The sequence below is a fragment of the Cellulosimicrobium sp. AB352 genome (assembly GCF_049538415.1).
Lineage (GTDB): Bacteria > Actinomycetota > Actinomycetes > Actinomycetales > Cellulomonadaceae > Cellulosimicrobium > Cellulosimicrobium funkei.
On sequence record NZ_JBMVFX010000018.1, the window covers coordinates 1 to 16,836 of the forward strand.

The 16,836-nt window shown below is 72.2% G+C and carries 15 protein-coding genes and 1 pseudogene; 10 read left to right on the top strand and 6 right to left on the bottom strand.

All coding sequences use genetic code 11. The features are described 5' to 3' along the window. From ACPCUX_RS13405 to ACPCUX_RS13415, 3 genes are all read right to left on the bottom strand, one after another. Positions 1 to 1,080 (bottom strand): Gfo/Idh/MocA family protein (locus ACPCUX_RS13405; RefSeq protein ID WP_423388961.1); only part of this gene is annotated, 1,080 nt, incomplete at its 3' end. Beyond that, on the bottom strand, positions 1,077 to 2,144 hold the full coding sequence (locus ACPCUX_RS13410) for a Gfo/Idh/MocA family protein (RefSeq protein WP_423388962.1): 1,068 nt from the start codon (positions 2,142 to 2,144) through the stop codon (positions 1,077 to 1,079). The genes ACPCUX_RS13410 and ACPCUX_RS13405, both read right to left, overlap by 4 nt. Next, positions 2,141 to 2,896, bottom strand: a complete 756-nt coding sequence (locus tag ACPCUX_RS13415; RefSeq protein ID WP_021481961.1) for a FadR/GntR family transcriptional regulator — start codon at positions 2,894 to 2,896, stop codon at positions 2,141 to 2,143. Before ACPCUX_RS13415 ends, ACPCUX_RS13410 begins: the two co-directional genes overlap by 4 nt. Positions 2,897 to 2,996: 100 nt before the next feature. On the opposite strand from ACPCUX_RS13415, the gene ACPCUX_RS13420 reads away from it, so the two are divergent. The 7 genes from ACPCUX_RS13420 to ACPCUX_RS13450 all read left to right on the top strand — a co-directional run bounded on the left by ACPCUX_RS13420 (position 2,997) and on the right by ACPCUX_RS13450 (position 11,335). After that, on the top strand, positions 2,997 to 4,601 hold the full coding sequence (locus ACPCUX_RS13420) for an ABC transporter substrate-binding protein (protein WP_423388963.1): 1,605 nt from the start codon (positions 2,997 to 2,999) through the stop codon (positions 4,599 to 4,601). 132 nt (positions 4,602 to 4,733) lie between these two features. Continuing rightward, on the top strand, positions 4,734 to 5,690 hold the full coding sequence (locus tag ACPCUX_RS13425) for an ABC transporter permease (RefSeq protein ID WP_423388964.1): 957 nt from the start codon (positions 4,734 to 4,736) through the stop codon (positions 5,688 to 5,690). 1 nt (position 5,691) lies between these two features. Further along, positions 5,692 to 7,791 carry an oligopeptide/dipeptide ABC transporter ATP-binding protein gene (locus tag ACPCUX_RS13430; protein WP_423388965.1) on the top strand — a complete coding sequence of 700 codons (2,100 nt, stop codon included), beginning with the start codon at positions 5,692 to 5,694 and terminating at the stop codon, positions 7,789 to 7,791. After that, on the top strand, positions 7,788 to 8,630 hold the full coding sequence (locus tag ACPCUX_RS13435) for an ABC transporter ATP-binding protein (protein ID WP_051027941.1): 843 nt from the start codon (positions 7,788 to 7,790) through the stop codon (positions 8,628 to 8,630). Before ACPCUX_RS13430 ends, ACPCUX_RS13435 begins: the two co-directional genes overlap by 4 nt. 74 nt (positions 8,631 to 8,704) lie before the next feature. Further along, entirely contained in the window at positions 8,705 to 9,628 is a 924-nt protein-coding gene (locus ACPCUX_RS13440) for a dihydrodipicolinate synthase family protein (RefSeq protein WP_391513432.1), read from the top strand. Next, entirely contained in the window at positions 9,621 to 10,622 is a 1,002-nt protein-coding gene (locus ACPCUX_RS13445) for an ROK family protein (protein WP_423388966.1), read from the top strand. The genes ACPCUX_RS13440 and ACPCUX_RS13445 overlap by 8 nt, the downstream gene beginning before the upstream one ends. Continuing rightward, positions 10,619 to 11,335 carry an N-acetylmannosamine-6-phosphate 2-epimerase gene (locus ACPCUX_RS13450; protein WP_251177388.1) on the top strand — a complete coding sequence of 239 codons (717 nt, stop codon included), beginning with the start codon at positions 10,619 to 10,621 and terminating at the stop codon, positions 11,333 to 11,335. The genes ACPCUX_RS13445 and ACPCUX_RS13450 overlap by 4 nt, the downstream gene beginning before the upstream one ends. Before the next feature lie 198 nt (positions 11,336 to 11,533). Here the strand turns inward: ACPCUX_RS13450 and ACPCUX_RS13455 are convergent, their stop codons facing one another. The 3 genes from ACPCUX_RS13455 to ACPCUX_RS13465 form a co-directional block, all read right to left on the bottom strand. Continuing rightward, a complete protein-coding gene (locus ACPCUX_RS13455; RefSeq protein WP_114553981.1) occupies positions 11,534 to 11,875 on the bottom strand; it encodes a PDDEXK nuclease domain-containing protein in 342 nt (113 codons plus the stop codon). A gap of 128 nt (positions 11,876 to 12,003) precedes the next feature. Then, entirely contained in the window at positions 12,004 to 12,684 is a 681-nt protein-coding gene (locus ACPCUX_RS13460; protein WP_171467205.1) for a hypothetical protein, read from the bottom strand. A 131-nt stretch (positions 12,685 to 12,815) separates the two neighbouring features. Continuing rightward, on the bottom strand, positions 12,816 to 13,067 hold the full coding sequence (locus tag ACPCUX_RS13465) for a hypothetical protein (protein WP_114553983.1): 252 nt from the start codon (positions 13,065 to 13,067) through the stop codon (positions 12,816 to 12,818). 162 nt (positions 13,068 to 13,229) lie between these two features. On the opposite strand from ACPCUX_RS13465, the pseudogene ACPCUX_RS13470 reads away from it, so the two are divergent. From ACPCUX_RS13470 to ACPCUX_RS13480, 3 genes and pseudogenes are all read left to right on the top strand, one after another. After that, a pseudogene (locus ACPCUX_RS13470) lies at positions 13,230 to 14,391 on the top strand (IS3 family transposase). A 574-nt stretch (positions 14,392 to 14,965) separates the two neighbouring features. Continuing rightward, complete coding sequence (locus ACPCUX_RS13475) at positions 14,966 to 15,406, top strand: VOC family protein (RefSeq protein ID WP_114552744.1); 441 nt, start codon at positions 14,966 to 14,968, stop codon at positions 15,404 to 15,406. Next, positions 15,403 to 16,506 carry a winged helix DNA-binding domain-containing protein gene (locus tag ACPCUX_RS13480; RefSeq protein WP_114552741.1) on the top strand — a complete coding sequence of 368 codons (1,104 nt, stop codon included), beginning with the start codon at positions 15,403 to 15,405 and terminating at the stop codon, positions 16,504 to 16,506. Before ACPCUX_RS13475 ends, ACPCUX_RS13480 begins: the two co-directional genes overlap by 4 nt. Positions 16,507 to 16,836: the final 330 nt, after the last annotated feature.

Genomic DNA, 16,836 nt, shown 5'->3' on the forward strand with positions numbered 1-16,836 from the left:
GACCCTCGCCTCCTCGGGCACCGTCCGGTGCTCCACCGCGACCACGTCGCGCGTCTCGAGCGAGCGGTAGGCCGCGTCGATCACGGCGAGCGACGCGCGCGCCTCCTCGATCCCGTAGTCCGGCCGTCCGCCGGCCAGCACCGCCCCGACCACGTGCCGCAGGTACGCCGCCGCGGCGACCTGGCCCGCGTCGGCGGCGATCGTCGTCCGACCGTCCGCGCCGAACCGCGCGACGGCCGGGGTGTCGTCGTCCGCGACGGCGTGGCCGTGCGACCCGAGCAGCCGCACCGACGACGTGGTGGGCGTCCCGCCGGGCGCGAACGGGACGCGCCCGAGGGTGATCGTCGCGGTCACGCCGCGCTCCAGCTCGAGCGTGACGACCGCCGTGTCCTCGACCCCGGCCTCGCGGTGCGGCTCCAGGAACAGCGACCCCGCGAACGCGTGCACCTCGACGGTGCGCAGCCCGGTGAGGTGGTGCGCCGCGTCGGCGCAGTAGCCGAGGAAGTTCAGCAGCTCGCCACCCCCGGAGAGCGTGCGGTCGACGACGAGGCCCGGGCGCTCGACCGACGTCGCGAAGTGGGCGCCGGACGCGAGGAACTCGAGGTCCAGGTGGCGCGGCAGGCCCACGTGGCCGGCGTCGACCCACGCGCGCAGGCGGCGCAGCGCGGGCGCGTGCGTGCGGTTCACGACGGCGCACGTCCGCCCCGTGCGGGCGGCGACGGCGACGAGGTGGTCGGCGTCGGCGAGGGTCGTCGCGACGGGCTTGTCGACGAGCACGTCGAGGCCCGCCTCCAGCAGCGCCGCTGCCAGGCGCGCGTGCCGGGTCGGCTCGGCGCACACGACGACGAGGTCGACCGCGCTGCCCAGGGCCTCCGCGACCGCGGCCACGTCGGCGACCTCGGCGTAGGGCACCCCGGCACGCTCGGCGACGGCACGCGAGTCGTCGCGCGCCCAGCCGGGCGCGTCCGCCTCCTCGACGACGCCGACGAGCTCGACGCGGTCGTCGGCGCCGAGGATCCGCAGGTAGTCGGCCGCGTGGCGCACGGCCGACGCGAACGCGACGCGCAGGGTCGTGCTCATGCGGCCACCCCCGCGGTCGCGTAGCCGGGGACGTCGGCGACGCGCTCGCGCCGCCCGGAGACGAGCGAGCGCTGCGCGGCGAGCGCGGTCGCGAGCGCGGCCCGCACCTGCGGCGTCGTGACGACGGGCGTCGCGTCGCCGCGCACCACGTCGAGCCAGTGCGCGAGCTGGATCCCCAGCGCGCCCTCGACGGAGACGGGCGGGGCGGTCGTGGCGTCGGAGTGCAGGCCGTCCTCCTCGGTGGTCGAGTGCGCGAGCGTCCCCTCGGTCCCCACGAGCACGACCCGGCGCACGAGCTCGCCGCGGCGGCGCAGCGCGTAGCAGAGCTCGAGCGTCGCGAGCGCGCCCGACGCCGTGCGGAGCTGCACGTGGAACGAGTCGGGCGACTCCATGTCGGGCGAGAACGTGCGGAAGCCGCGCGCGAAGACCTCGACCGGCTCGTCGTCGAGCAGCCACGTCGCGGCGTCCATGATGTGGGTGCCGTTGTGCACGGGGTGCCCGCCCGAGAGCTCCGGGTCGAGCTGCCAGCCGCGCCACCCGGCGGGCCACGCGTGTCCCGTGTACCAGGAGATGTGCGCGAGCCGCGGGGTGCCGATCTCGCCCCGGCGGGCCGCGGCGGCGAGCGCCGTCACGGCGGGCTGGAAGCGCACGGTCTGCCCGACGACGAGCGTCCTGCCCCGGCCCTCGGTCGCCGCGACCATCGCGTCGAGCTCGGGCAGCGACAGCGCCGCCGGCTTCTCGACCTGGACGTGCTTGCCGGCCTCGCCCGCGGCGATCGTGTCGCGCGCGTGCGTGGGCGTCGCGGTGACGACGTCCACGGCGTGCACGGCGTCGTCCGCGAGCGCCTCGTCGAGGGCGGTCGTCGCCCGGGCACCGGGGACGAGCGCCGCGAGCGCGCGGGTGCGCTCCAGGTCGTGCCCGACGACCCAGCGCACGTCCGCGCCGTCGAGCGCCGCGAGGGCCGTGAGGTGCTCGCGCGCGAACGCCCCGATGCCTACGACGGCGATCCCGACGGGGCGGCGGCTCGACGGTCGCCCGGCCGTTGGGAGGTGCTGGGGTCTCACGCGGTCGTCACCCCGAGGGCCCGGTCGATCGGCTGGTAGTGCGAGGCGACGGCGGCCCGGAACGCGTCGACGTCGCCGGCCTCGGCGGCGTCGAGCATCGCGCCGTGCGCGCGGGCGGTCTGGTCGAGGTCGGCGGCGACGGAGAGCCCGAGCTTGGGGATCACGGCGGTGTGCACGTCCCAGAACGCGGCGACGAGCTGCCCGACGAGCGAGTTGTCGAGCCGCGCGAGCAGGCCGGTGTGGAACGCCCGGTCCTGGGTGGGGAACGACTGGCCCTGCGACGCCGCGGCGACCATCTCGTCGACGAGGGCGTGCAGCTCGGGGTTCGAGGTCCCGGTGAGGCTCGCGACGATGCGCTCCGCCATGGCGAGGTCGAGGGACTGGCGCACCTCGACGACGTCGCGCAGCGCCCGCAGGTCGTCGCCGGGGGAGAGGACGCCGCGGAAGACGAGCGCCTCGACGAGCGCGTCGAGCGACATGCTGCCGACGAACGTGCCGTGCCCGTGGCGGACCTCGACGATGTCGAGGGTCGACAGGGTGCGGATCGCCTCGCGCACGCTCGACCGGGAGACGCCGAGGTGCTCGCACAGCTCGGCCTCGGTGGGGAGCGGGTCCCCGGGCCGCAGCCCCTCGCCGAGGATGAAGTCCTTGATCCGGTCGGCGGTGGTGGTCCGCCGCGGTGCGGTCGCACCGGTGCTGCCGGCTCTGGAGGCGTCGAGCGTCGCGAAGCTCCTCCGCCGTGGTGTCGCCATCTTGACCCCTTCGGTTTCTGGTCCTAGTGTCATGCTACACAACGTCAGACATCAGACATCTTCTCTCCGGAAGAGTGTCGGTCTCATGTCAGGAGAACCAATGAAGCTTCACGTCAGCTCACCTCCCCGTCGCCGGGGAGTCGCTGCGGTCGCCGCGGGCGTCGTGCTCGCGCTCGGCCTCGCGGCGTGCTCGGGTGGCGACGCCGCGCAGGACGACCCGACCGAGGACACCGCCGCCCAGGGCGAGATCGACCAGGACGCCGTGATCGAGGCGGGCATCTCGTACTCCCTCTCCGGTGGGTTCGACCCGATGATCACCACCGGTGCCGTGACAGTAGCCGCGAACTGGCACGTGTTCGAGGGACTCACCGAGCTCGACCCCGCGACGCGCGAGGTCTACGCGGCGCTCGGCACCGACCTCCCGGCGCAGGTCGACGACACCCACTACGAGGTGGACATCCGCGAGGGCGCGGTCTTCCACGACGGCACGCCCGTCACCGTCGACGACGTCGTCTTCAGCTTCGAGCGCGTGCTCGACCCGGCGAGCGAGTCGCTCTACGCCGGCTTCATCGACTTCATCGAGTCCGTCACCCCCGTCGACGACGACACGGTCTCGATCAACCTCAAGTACCCGTTCAGCCTCGTCCCCGAGCGTCTCTCGGTCGTCAAGGTCGTCCCCAAGGCGCTCGTCGAGTCCGACTACGAGGCGTTCAACGCCCTGCCCGTCGGCACCGGCCCGTTCAAGATGACCCAGGCGACGCCCGACGACAAGATCACGTTCGAGCGCTTCGACGACTACAACGGCCGTCGTCCCGCGCTGGCCGCCGGTCTCGTGTGGAACCTGCTGTCCGACCCCGCGGCGCGCGTCACCGCGATGAGCTCCGGCACGGTCAGCGCGATCGAGGACGTCCCCTACATCGACGTCCCGACGCTCGAGGGCGCCGTGGACGTCGAGTCGGTCCAGTCGTTCGGCACGCTCTTCATGATGTTCAACACCGACCTGCCCCCGTTCGACGACGTCCGCGTGCGCCAGGCGTTCTTCTACGCGCTCGACATGGACAAGATCATCGACAACGGGCTCCTCGGCAACGGTGCCGCGGCCACGAGCTTCCTGCCGCAGAGCCACCCGAACTACCACGAGGCGTCGACCGTCTACTCGTACGACCCGGAGAAGGCGAAGTCGCTGCTCGCCGAGGCCGGCGTGAGCGACCTGTCCATCACGCTCCTCACCACCGACACCGGCTGGGTCGCGGACATCGCGCCGCTCATCAAGGAGAACCTCGACGCGATCGGCGTCGACACGACGCTCGACATCGGCCAGTCCGGCGGCCAGTACACCAAGGTCGACAACGGCGACCTGCAGGTCATGGTGGCGCCCGGCGACCCGTCCGTCTTCGGCAACGACCCCGACCTGCTCATGCGCTGGTGGTACGGCGACAACGTGTGGTCGCAGTCGCGCTACCGCTGGAACGACGACCCGAAGTTCGCCGAGCTCCAGGGCATCCTCGACGCCGCCGTCCGCACGTCGGGCGACGAGCAGCAGGAGCTGTGGAACCAGGCGTTCGACCTGATCTCCACCGAGGTGCCGCTCTACCCGCTGCTGCACCGCAAGCTGCCGACCGCGTGGGACGGCGACACGCTCTCCGGCTTCAAGCCGCTGCCCATCACGGGCCTGTCGTTCCTCGACGCCGGCCTCGTCAAGTAGCCGCGGGCGCGTAGCCCTCGGCGCCGACCGACCCCGGGCCCCTCGCCCGCCCCGGCGAGGGGCCCGGTACCCGCCCGGCACCCAGAACGGACAGACCATGCACCGCACCCCCGACGCACCAGGAGGTCGACCATGAGCGCGCTGCTGCGACTCGTCGGACGCCGCCTCCTGCAGCTGCCGATCATGATCCTCGGCATCACGTTCCTCGTGTTCCTCGTGATGTCGTTCTCGCAGGTCGACCCCGCGATCCAGGCCCTCGGCGAGGGCGCCTCGGTCGAGGCGCGCGAGGCGTACCGCGAGGCCAACGGGCTCAACGACCCGCTCCTCGTCCGGTACGTCGCGTTCCTCGGCGGCCTCCTGCACGGGGACCTCGGCACGTTCAGCGCCCGCCGGGTGCCCGTGGCCGACGAGGTCGCGCGCGCCCTGCCGATCACCCTGCAGCTCACGCTCATGGGCCTCGTCATCGCCGTCGTGGCCGCGCTCGTCATGGGCATCCTCGCCGCGCTCTACCGCGACCGCTGGCCCGACAAGGCGATCCGCGTCGTGTCCGTCGCGTCCCTCGCGACGCCGTCGTTCTGGCTCGCGGTGCTGCTCATCCAGGTCGTCACGCTGAGCGCCGGGTGGCTGCCCGCGAGCGGCCCCCTGCCCGACCCGTCCGAGGACCTCGGCGGCTACCTCGCGCGCATGACGCTGCCCGCGCTCGCGCTCGCGATCCCCGTCGTCGGCCAGCTCACGCGCGTCGTGCGCACGTCCGTCGTCGAGGAGCTCGACAAGGACTACGTCCGCACCGCGATCGGCGCGGGCATCCCACGCCACGTCGTCGTCGGGCGCAACGTGCTGCGCAACGCGCTCATCACCCCGATCACGGTCCTCGGCCTGCGCGTCGGCTACCTCATCGGCGGCGCCGTCGTCATCGAGATCATCTTCGCGCTGCCCGGCATGGGCACGCTCATCCTCAACGGCGTCACCAACAACGAGCCCAACCTCGTGCAGGGCGTGACCCTCACCGTGGCGCTCGCGTTCGTGCTCATCAACATCGTGGTCGACATGCTCTACGTGCTCGTCAACCCGCGGATCAGGACGGTGTGACGTGCGCCGACAGCTCACCGAACGACTCTCGACCCCCGGGCTGCGCCTGCGCGCGCTGCCCCTCGGGTCCAAGATCTCCCTCGCGTTCGTGCTCCTCGTGGCGCTCGCGGCCGTCTTCGCGCCGCTCGTCGCGAGCCACGACCCGCTCGCCACCGGCACGCCCGTCCAGCCCCCGGGCGCGGAGAACTGGTTCGGCACCGACCGCCAGGGGCGCGACATCTTCTCCCGCGTCGTCTACGGCGCGCGGTACTCGCTCGTCATCGGCCTCGGGGCCACCGCCATCGCGCTCGCCGCGGCCGCCGTGCTCGGCGCCGTCGCCGCGACGGCCCGCAAGAGCGTCTCCGAGACCCTCATGCGCGTGCTCGACATCATCATGTCGTTCCCTGGCATCGCGCTGGCCGCCGTGTTCGTCTCGGTCTTCGGCCGCTCGCTGCCCGTGCTCGTGCTGACGATCGCGTTCCTCTACACGCCGCAGCTCACGCGCGTCGTGCGGGCCAACATCCTCGACCAGTACGGCGAGGACTACGTCGCCGCGACCCGCGTCATGGGCGCGCGCACGGCCTGGATCCTCGCGAAGCACGTCGCCCGCAACTGCGCGGCGCCCGTGCTGGTGTTCACCACCGTGCTCGTGGCCGACGCGATCGTCTTCGAGGCGTCGCTGTCCTTCATCCAGGCGGGCGTGCCCGACCCGGAGCCCTCGTGGGGCAACATCATCGCCGCCGGCCGCGACCTCGTCATGGGCGGCTACTGGTGGGCGACGTTCTTCCCGGGCCTGGCCATCATGCTCACCGTCCTGTGCCTCAACATCCTGTCCGAGGGCATGACGGACGCCATGGTCGCCGCCCCGCGGGCGACGCGCGCCACCCCGGCGAAGGCCGTCGCGACCGACTCCGACGACGCGGCCGTCGCCGCGGAGCTCACCGCGATGGACGCCGACGAGCCGGTCGAGACGGCGGATGAGGCCCGCCTCGCCGAGTCCGAGCCGGTCGTGCCGGACGTCGAGCCGCAGGTCGCGCACGTCGGGCGGGCCGTGCCCCTCGCCTCGCGTCTCGCCACGCTGCGCGCGGCCGAGTCGGCCCGCACCGACCGGCCCGTGTACGACGGCGACGCCGAGCCCCTGCTCGAGGTGCGCAACCTGTCCATCCGGTTCCCGCGCCACGGCGACGTCGCGGTCGTGGACGACGTCTCGTTCTCGGTCCGCCCCGGCGAGACGATGGCGCTGGTCGGCGAGTCCGGCTGCGGCAAGTCGATCACGTCGCTCGCCGTGATGGGCCTGCTGGACCCCTCCGCGCAGATCAGCGGCGAGATCCGGTACGGCGGCAAGGACCTGCTCGCGATGGGCAACCGCGAGCGCGCGGCGCTGCGCGGCACCGAGATCGCGATGATCTACCAGGACGCGCTGAGCTCGCTCAACCCGTCGATGCTCGTCCGTGCGCAGATGAAGCAGCTCACGCGCCGCGGCGGGACCCGCACGGCCGAGGAGCTCCTCGAGCTCGTGGGCCTCGACCCGGAGCGCACGCTCAAGAGCTACCCGCACGAGCTCTCCGGCGGGCAGCGCCAGCGCGTGCTCATCGCCATGGCCCTCACGCGCGACCCCAAGCTGGTCATCGCGGACGAGCCGACGACGGCGCTCGACGTCACCGTCCAGGCCCAGGTGGTCGCGCTGCTCGACGAGCTGCGCGTCAAGCTCGGCTTCGCGATGGTGTTCGTCAGCCACGACCTCGCGCTCGTCGCGCAGATCGCGCACCGCATCACGGTCATGTACGCGGGCCAGGTCGTCGAGCAGGCGCCGACGAGCGAGCTGCTCACCGACCCCCGCCACGAGTACACGCAGGGCCTGCTCGGCGCGGTGCTCTCGATCGAGCAGCGCTCCACGCGCCTGCACCAGATCCCCGGCACCGTCCCGTCGCCGCGCGACTTCCCGACGGGCGACCGGTTCGCGCCGCGCTCGTCGCGCCCCGACCGCGGTCTCGACGTGCGGCCCGTGCTGCGCGCCGTGGACGCGGGCGGCCAGCACCTCGTCGCGATGCCGCCGGACGAGCCGGTCGGCGCCGTCGCGGGCGGTGGCCCGGCCCCGATCACCACCGGAGGGACGCGATGAGCGCCACCGACCAGACCCCGACCGCCGCGGAGCGGGGGTCCGCGACCGACCGCGACACCCCCGTCGTCGAGCTGCGCGGCGTGCACGTCGTCTTCAAGGCCCGCACGGGTACGCTCTTCAAGGCCAACCGGGTGCACGCCGTGAACGACGTCAGCGTCGCGGTCCGCCGCGGCAGCACGCTCGGGATCGTCGGCGAGTCCGGCTCGGGCAAGTCGACCATGGCGAAGGTGCTCGTCGGGCTGCAGGCGCCGACGTCCGGCGAGATCCGCTTCCGCGGGCAGCCGGTGGACAAGTACACGACGCGCGTGCGGCGTGACGTCGGGCGGGTCGTGTCCGTCGTCTTCCAGGACCCGGCCACCGCGCTCAACGCCCGCATGCGCGTGCGGGACGCCCTGCGGGACCCGCTCGACGTGCACCGCGTCGGCGACGCCGCGTCGCGCGAGGCGCGCGTCCGCGAGCTCGTGCACCTCGTCGGGCTGCCCGAGTCGGCGCTCGACGCGCTGCCCGGCCAGCTCTCCGGCGGGCAGCGCCAGCGCGTCGCCATCGCGCGCGCCCTCGCGCTCGCGCCGGACGTGATCGTCGCCGACGAGCCCACGTCCGCGCTCGACGTGTCCGTGCGGGCCCAGATCCTCAACCTGCTCGCCGACCTCAAGGCCGAGCTCGACCTGGGGATGGTCTTCATCTCGCACGACATCCAGACGGTGCGCCACGTCTCCGACGAGATCGTCGTCATGCAGGGCGGCCGCATCGTCGAGTCCGGCCCCGCCGCGCGCGTGCTCGACGACCCCCAGGACGACTACACCCGCACCCTGCTCGGCGCGGCGCCCGCGCTCCTGTGAGCGCCGGCGCGCCCTGCCCGACGCCGGGCACCACCCCGACCACCACACCGCTGAACCCAGAACCGGAGCTCCTCGTGACCACCCCCTTCCGCGGGATCGTCCCGCCCGTCCTCACCCCGCTCACGACCGAGGGCGAGGTCGACGTCGCGTCCCTCGAGCGTCTCGTGGACCACCTCGTCACCGAGGGCGTGCACGGCCTGTTCGTGCTCGGGTCGACCGGCGAGGTCGCCTACCTCACCGACGCGCAGCGCGACGTCGTCGTGCGAACCGTCGTGCGCGCTGCCGCCGGTCGCGTGCCCGTCATGGGCGGCGCCATCGACCTGACGACGGCGCGCGTCGTCGAGCAGGCGAAGGCGCTCGTGGCGGGCGGGGTGGACGCGGTCGTCGCGACCGCCCCCGTCTACGCGCTCAACGACCTCGACGAGATCGAGCGCCACCTGCGCGCCGTCGCGGCCGCCGTGGACGTGCCGCTGTTCGCGTACGACATCCCCGTGCGCGTGCGGACGAAGCTGCCCGCGGACCTCCTCGTCCGGCTCGGCACCGAGGGCGTCCTCGCGGGTGTCAAGGACTCGTCGGGCGACGACGTCGGGTTCCGCCGTCTCGTCGCCGCCAACGCGGCGGCCGGCTCGCCCCTCGTGCTCTTCACGGGGCACGAGGTCGTGGTCGACGGGATGCTGCTGCTCGGCGCCGACGGCGTCGTGCCCGGCCTCGCGAACGTCGACGCGGGCGGGTACGTGCGCCTGTGGGACCTCGCCCAGGCCGGGAAGTGGGACGATGCCCGGGTGGAGCAGGACCGTATCGCCGCGCTGTTCGAGATCGTGTTCCAGGCACGCGGCCGCTCGGGCGACGCCGCGGGCGTCGGGGCGTTCAAGGTGGCCGCGCAGCGCCAGGGGCTCATCGCGACCGAGACACTCGCGTTCCCCGTCGAGCCGCTCGCGGACGACGTCGCCGCGCGGGTCGAGGAGATCACGCGCGCCGCGGGGCTCCTGCGTGGCTGACGCCTCCCCGGACGCCGCCGCGCCGACGGTCGTCGTCGGCGTCGACCTCGGCGGCACCAAGACGGCCGCGGCGACCGTCGCGGCCGACGGGACCCTCGGTCCTGTGCTCGCCGTGCCGACCCCGGCCGCCGGCGGCCCCGATGCGGTGCTCGACGCCGTCGCCGGGGTCGTGCGCGAGGTCGTCGCCGCGCTGCCGGGCGCGGCGCGCCTGCGCGCGCTCGGGGTCGGCACGGCCGGCGTGGTCGACGTCGGTCGCGGCGTGATCGTCTCCGCGACCGACACGCTGCCCGGCTGGCCCGGGACCGACGTCGCGGGTGGCCTGCGCCGCCGGCTCGCCGACCTCGCTGAGGTCCCCGACCTGCCCGTGTTCGTCGAGAACGACGTCGACGCGCACGCCGCGGGCGAGGTGTGGCGCGGCGCCGCCGCGGGCGCGCGCAGCGCGCTGCTCGTCGCCGTCGGGACCGGGGTGGGGGGCGCCGTCGTGCTCGACGGGCGTCCCCTGCGCGGCGCCCACCACGTCGCGGGCGAGCTGGGGCACGTGCCCGTCCCCGGCGCCGAGCTCCTGCGCTGCCCGTGCGGACGCACCGGCCACCTGGAGGCGATCGGGGCGGGCCCGGCCGTCCACCGCCGCTACCTCGCGCTCGGCGGGGACGCGACCAGCCCCGACACGCGCGACGTCGTCGCCCGGGCCGACGCGGGCGACGAGCTCGCGGCCTCGGTCGTGCGCGACGCCGCCCGCGCCGTGGGCCGCGCCGTCGCCGGGGTCGTCACCGTGCTCGACCCGGAGGTGGTCGTCGTCGGCGGCGGCATGGCCGGCGCGGGCGACCTGTGGTGGTCCGCGCTCGAGGACGCGCTGCGCGCGGAGGTCGTCGACGTGCTCGCCGACCTGCCGCTGCGGCCCGCCGCGCTCGGGAACGTCGCGGCGGTCGTCGGCGCGGCGCGCGGCGCGTGGAACCTGCTGGACGACCGCACGACCGACGGAGGGGCGCGATGAGCGCGGAGCAGCACGACCGGACCCCCTGGACGCGCGAGCGCGTCCTCGACGCGATGCGCGGACGCCTCACGGTGTCCTGCCAGGCCTACCCCGGCGAGCCCCTGCGCGACCCGCGCACCACGGCGCAGATGGCGCGCGCCGTCGTCGCCGGGGGAGCGGCCGCCGTCCGCGTGCAGGGCCTGGACGACGTCGCGGCCGTCGTCGCGGCGGTCGACGTGCCCGTCGTCGGGCTGTGGAAGGACGGCGACGGCGGGGTCTTCATCACCCCGACCCTGCGGCACGCCGTCGCGGTCGCGGACGCGGGCGCGCACGTCGTCGCGCTCGACGGCACGCGCCGGCCCCGCCCCGACGGGCTCACGCTCGCCGAGACCGTCGCGCGCCTGCGCGAGACGACCGACGCGCTCGTCATGGCGGACTGCGGGTCGCTCGACGACGCGCTCGCCGCCCAGGACGCGGGCGTCGACCTGCTCGGCACGACCCTCTCCGGGTACACCGGCGAGCGGCCCCGGACCGACGGCCCCGACCTCGCGCTCGTCGACGAGATGGTCGCCGCCTGCACCCTCCCGGTCGTGGTCGAGGGTCGCGTGCACACCCCCGCCCAGGCCGCCGAGGCGATGGCGCGCGGTGCGTTCGCCGTGTGCGTGGGGACCGCGATCACCCACCCCACGACTCTGACGTCCTGGTTCGTCGACGCCGTGGCGCCGCCCGCCTGACGCGGTGTGCGCCTAGGCGCGCTGTGAGGAGGGGCTTCACAGCGGCAACGAGCACGCTCGCTCGGACCGGTGGCTGCTCCTCGAACGCCGCACCCTGTGGCCCGGCACGAGCCGAGACGGCTGGTTCACGCCGCTGCGGGGGATCGGGGATGCGATGGACGCCGTCGCGACCTACCTGCGCGACGCCAAGAACCTGCGTTACGTCTCGTGTGCGGGCTCGTCGCCGATGTCGTGCTCAAGGATCGTAGTGAGCTCGTCGGCCAGGGGAAGTGCAGCGTGCTCGTCGGGAGGCAGGCTGTCGTAGGTGTCGTTGGCCATGGCGAGTGGTGCGGGTGCGCCGGCGAGGGCGTAGCGGACGATGGCTTCGTCGCGGCCGGCGACGAGGAGGATGCCGACGGTGTGGGCGTGGCGATCGGGTTTGCGCAGCCGGTCGTCGACGAGGGCGACGTAGGTGCCGAGCTGGCCGACGTGTCCTGAGTCGAACTTGCCGATCTTGAGCTCGACGACGACGTAGCGCAGCTGGTCGACGTGGAAGATCAAGGCATCAAAACGACCAGACGATGATTCCTCCTTCGGCGGCGATCAAGGGGGCGCGACGAAGGCACGGCACGCTCTCGATCGGCAAGGAGACTTGGGCCACACCTGGAGGAGATCGCGGTCAGCGACGATCAGCCCCCAGTTGCCGACGTCCGCGGTGCCGGATCGTCCCGAACCGCGGCTTCGGCCGGTGAGAAGCCAAGCCTTGACGCCATCGAAGACCACTCGGTCTCTAGTCGGGTGCCGTTCGCCGGGTCGGCGGGCCATAGACCGATCCGCACCAGAGGGGGAGACGCTTCCTCAGTTCCGGCGATGCTGAGCGAGACCCACTCGAGCTCGTCGGCGTCTCCTCGAGCCGCCACCTCGTAGAGCAAGGCCCCCATCGCATCGGCGTGCGCGGGGGCGCTGCAGGTGACTCCGGCGACTGCCGATTCGAATCTCAGAGAAGCGCGAACTGCATCGCGAGAGGCCAGGCCCGCGCGCGACGCTCTGCAGAGATCCAGCGTGAGGGTGGTCAGGTCGTCCCTGGACACGTCGTCACGGATCACGACATCCAGAGGAACGCTGAGCGTGCTTTCCATGAAGTTGCGGCGAATGCGCTCTGGACCTGAGACGGTCTCGACTCCTGGCCAGCTCGCAGCCCGGTCGACGAGCGACGCCACGCGCAACTCGTCAGCCTCCGTCACCCCACGAGCGGTCCGCACCGCATCCTCAGCCACCGGGGTCGCACGATGCGCGACACCGGAGAACACAACCCCTATCAAGCTGGCGGCCGCGGCGGTCAAGACCAGGAGGGACAGGCCGGGGATCACGACGCTACGCAGACGGCTCGCGTTCCCGTTGCCGCTTCGACTCCGCACGTCTTGACGCTACCCGCGTCTCGTGAAGGCGCTATGGCCCTGCGCGCTCGGATCGGTGGACGTCTCTGAGCATTGGTCTTGCATCATCCGCCGGTGAACATCGTGATCGCCAGCGGTGCACCGAGGTCGTCGCACGCGTCGCCGAGGTCGCCTTGAACGTCGTTCCACTCGGGGGAGCGCACACCGGTCGACTCCCCAAACGCTCCGGACGTCACCGGCGCGATCTCCTTCAGCTCACCGATCGCCGTCTGCACCGCGCTGTCCCCTGCGGAGGGCAAGCGATCGAGTACGCGGGTCGCCAGCCGGTACCAGCCGTCACGCTCCTGCGCCTCCATGCGGCCTTCGGCGAGGGCGAGATCGGCGTTCTCCGAAAACGGTGGCGGTCTCAACCCACCAACGCACCACGAGGGTAGATGATGCGTTGTCGTGGAGGGGACTGCTGCAGGATCGGTTGACACTCCATCTGCGGGACGAGGTCCTGCTGGAAGGATGTCGCTGTGCCCAAGAAGTTCCCACCTGAGTTCAAGCGTGACGTCGTGCGGGTCGCTCGACGCGGCGACCTGACGCACGCCGAGGTCGCGTCCGACTTCGACATCTCTGTGGAGTCGGTAAGGCGCTGGGTGCGCCAGGCCGACATCGACGACGGTGTCACCGATGGTCAGACGACCAGTGAGCAGAACGAGCTGGTCCAGCTGCGCCGGGAGAAGCGTCGATTGGAGATGGAGAACGAGATCCTGCGCCGCGCGGCCGCATACTTCGCCGCTGGATCGCTCCCAAAATGAGCTACCCGCTGGTCCGTGGCCTGGCCGCCGAGGGCATCCCCGTGCGGCTGACCTGCGGGGTGCTCGGCCACTCCAGGCAGGCCTACTACGCCTGGGCGGCCAACCCGGTCAGTTACCGCGACCTGGAAGACGCTCACCTGACCAACGCGTTGATCGACGCCCACGGCGACGACCCGGAGTTCGGCTACCGGTTCCTCGCCGACGAGCTCGAGCGCGCCGGTCACGACGTCGGCGAGCGGCGGGTCTGGCGGTTGTGCTCGGCGCAGAAGCTGTGGTCGGTGACCGTGCGCAAGGGCAGGCGCGGGACCGGCAAGACTCCGGGCCCGGCGGTCCACGACGACCACGTCCAACGCAACTTCACCGCGGCCGAGCCGGACCAGGTCTGGGTCACCGACATCACCGAGCACCCCACCGGCGAGGGCAAGCTCTACTGCTGCGCGATCAAGGACCTGTTCTCCAACCGCATCGTCGGCTACGCGATCGACGAGCGCATGACCGCCCAGCTCGCCGTCGCCGCGCTACGCACCGCCGTCGCCCGTCGCGCCCCGAGCGGCGTCGTGGTGGTCACTCGGACCGCGGAGCGCAATTTCGAGCGCGCAGCTTTCGGGCCGTCCTTGCTGCCGCCGGCCTGCAGGGATCAATGGGACGGGTCGCCTCCGCCGGAGACAACGCCGCCATGGAGTCCTGGCACGCACTGCTGCAAAAGAACGTCCTGAACCGTCGCCGCTGGGCCACCCGCGACCAACTGCACGACGCGATCGTGTTCTGGATCGAACGCACCTACAACCGGCGCCGACGCCAGCGCGCCCTCGGCAAACTCACCCCCGTGGAGTACGAGCTCGCCTTCACCGCCCAGAACGCCGCGCTTGCGGCATGATCACCACCAAACCCGTGTCAACGGATCCTGCAGCAGTCCCTTTCGGCGGGTCACGTTTCAGCGTGTCGCGCACTTGATGGTCATCGTCGGCCTGGTCGCCATACACGATCGTTTCCAGCGACCGCGTTGCTGACGGCGGCAGAATGCGCCGTAAACGTCAGGCGTAAGGGGTTGGTCTCGGCGTCTGGTGTCCGCCTCGCTATGGTGTGCGGTATGACTCTGACGGCAGACGCACACGTTCATAGCGAGTGGTCATGGGATGCGGGCTCGGATCCCGCATCCGCTGGAACCGCTGCTGGGGTCATCTGCTGCTCCTCGATCGTGGCGGGGACGGCCTCTGCTCGACCGCACTGGTCGACGGTCCGACACTAATGAGAAGTGGCGCCGCAGAAGAGGGCATTGACGATGTGGGGTCGGCGTCGTAGCTTGCGCGGCCTGTGGGCCGGGCGATGGCCGGGGGAGTGTGGACGAGGACCGGGCGATCGCAGCCCGCAGCGCACAGCCCATGGAATGTCCGAGGTCTGCTGTAGCGTGACGCCCACCGGCCATTTACTCGGCTCAGAGGAGAGTGTTCATGATGCAGTTGAACGGTTTCAGCAATGTGGTTCTGCCCGCGCGAGATCTGCCCGCGAGCATCGCGGCCTGGACGGCGTTGCTCGGTCGAGAACCCGCATTCCACAGCGACGAGTTCGCCGCGTTCTCCGGAGATGGCGTGGAGATCGGGCTGACCGCGGCGCCGTGGGTGGATCATCCGCTGGTCTTCTGGACGGTCGAGAACATCGAGCAGGCCCATCGAGCGCTCGTCGCCGCCGGGGCCACGGCGATGACCGAGGTCGCCGACGGATCCCTCGCCGAGCTCGGCACCGCCGAGGCCGCCGAGGGTGACAACATCGATCCGGGCACCGGGATCGTCGACATGCCCGGCGCCCGTCTCGCCGTGTTGAAGGCGGCCGACGGCAACCTGATCGGTATCACGCAGGAAGTACCGATGGACTGGTTGGTCGACGAGTCGTGAGCGCCGGTGTGCGCGCACTCACGCGGCGAGTCCTGAACCGGACGCTGCTGGAGCGGCAACTGCTGACCCGCCGCGTTTCTCGGACCCCACGGGAGGCGATCGAGCATCTCGTGGCGATGCAGGCGCAGGTGCCGAACGGACCCTATGTGGGGCTGTGGGCCCGGTTGGAGAACTTCCGGCGCGACGACCTCACGTCCCTGCTGGAGGGCCGGGACGTGGTGCACGCGACCATGTTGCGTGGGACGCAGCATCTGGCCCGCGGCGAGGACTTCGGTTGGCTGCGGGCGACGGTCGCGACGCTCGTGCGGAGCGCACTGGCCGAGCCATACTACGCGGCGCAGATCGAGGGGATCGATCCGGACGAGCTCGGCAGCGCCGGGCGGGGGATGCTGACCGGCAGGACGCTGCAGCGCCGGGAGCTCGGCGACCTGCTCGTCCACCGTTTCCCCGGCCGCAGCCCTGGCCGGCTTGCCGAGGCCTTCGAGCTGCTGGAGGCGCTGGTGCATCCACCCCCTCACCCCATCTGGGGCGGGTGGGGGCATCGCCGTGGGACACCGGTCGCCTTGGCCGACGAGTGGCTCTCCCGACCGATCGCCGACGCATCACAACCCGAGACGATGGTGCTGCGCTACCTCGCCGCATTCGGTCCGGCCTCTGTCATGGACGTCCAGGCCTGGTCGGGGATGACGCGACTCCGCGAGATCGTCGAAGGGCTGCGGCCGCGCCTGCGCGTCTTCCGGGATGAACAGGGAGCAGAGTTGTTCGACCTGCCCGACGCGCCGCTCGGCGAACCGGACGCTCCAGCACCCGTCCGGTTCCTGCCCGCCTTCGACAATGCTGTTCTCGGGCACCGGGACCGGACCCGGGTGATCAGCGAGGAGAATCGTCGACGTATCGCACCCCGGGCGTCCGCGGGCGTACCTCTGTTCCTCGTCGACGGCTTCGTCGAAGGAAGCTGGAGCCTGACCCGCGATCAGTTGCGCATGGCGCCCTTCCGGCCGCTGACGGATGCCGAGACAGCAGCTGTGCGGGACGAGGCCACCCACCTGGCCCGATTCGTCGCGCCGGACGGCACGGAGCCGGCGATCATCATGACGTGAACGTGGTCGGCGTCGAGCCTGCTCGTCGCGGTCGGGAACGGCTGTCATCACGCCTGAGGAGGGTGCCACCTGCACTGAGGGCAGATGCGGGGGAGCGCACCCGGGTTTTCGATTACCGACCGGTGACTCGGCGTACTCGTGACGGGCGTTCTGATTGTCGAGAGCGCTCGTCCGACTCTGCGCCGAATACGTACCACACGCGTTTCGGCGCCGTGAGGTTTCGGCGGTGGGTTTCGGCGGGTCAAGGTCGGCGTGTCGCGCGCATGAAGGTCATCACCGGCCGGATTGCCGTAAACGATGGCGGTCTCAACCCACCAACGCACCACGAGG

Bases quoted from the DNA above. Each gene is read 5' to 3' on its own strand.
- ACPCUX_RS13450 (WP_251177388.1), top strand. From the start codon at position 10,619: ATGAGCGCGGAGCAGCACGACCGGACCCCCTGGACGCGCGAGCGCGTC.
- ACPCUX_RS13425 (WP_423388964.1), top strand. From the start codon at position 4,734: ATGAGCGCGCTGCTGCGACTCGTCGGACGCCGCCTCCTGCAGCTGCCG.
- ACPCUX_RS13435 (WP_051027941.1), top strand. From the start codon at position 7,788: ATGAGCGCCACCGACCAGACCCCGACCGCCGCGGAGCGGGGGTCCGCG.
- ACPCUX_RS13415 (WP_021481961.1), bottom strand. From the start codon at position 2,896: ATGGCGACACCACGGCGGAGGAGCTTCGCGACGCTCGACGCCTCCAGA.
- ACPCUX_RS13420 (WP_423388963.1), top strand. From the start codon at position 2,997: ATGAAGCTTCACGTCAGCTCACCTCCCCGTCGCCGGGGAGTCGCTGCG.
- ACPCUX_RS13475 (WP_114552744.1), top strand. From the start codon at position 14,966: ATGATGCAGTTGAACGGTTTCAGCAATGTGGTTCTGCCCGCGCGAGAT.
- ACPCUX_RS13465 (WP_114553983.1), bottom strand. From the start codon at position 13,067: ATGGAGGCGCAGGAGCGTGACGGCTGGTACCGGCTGGCGACCCGCGTA.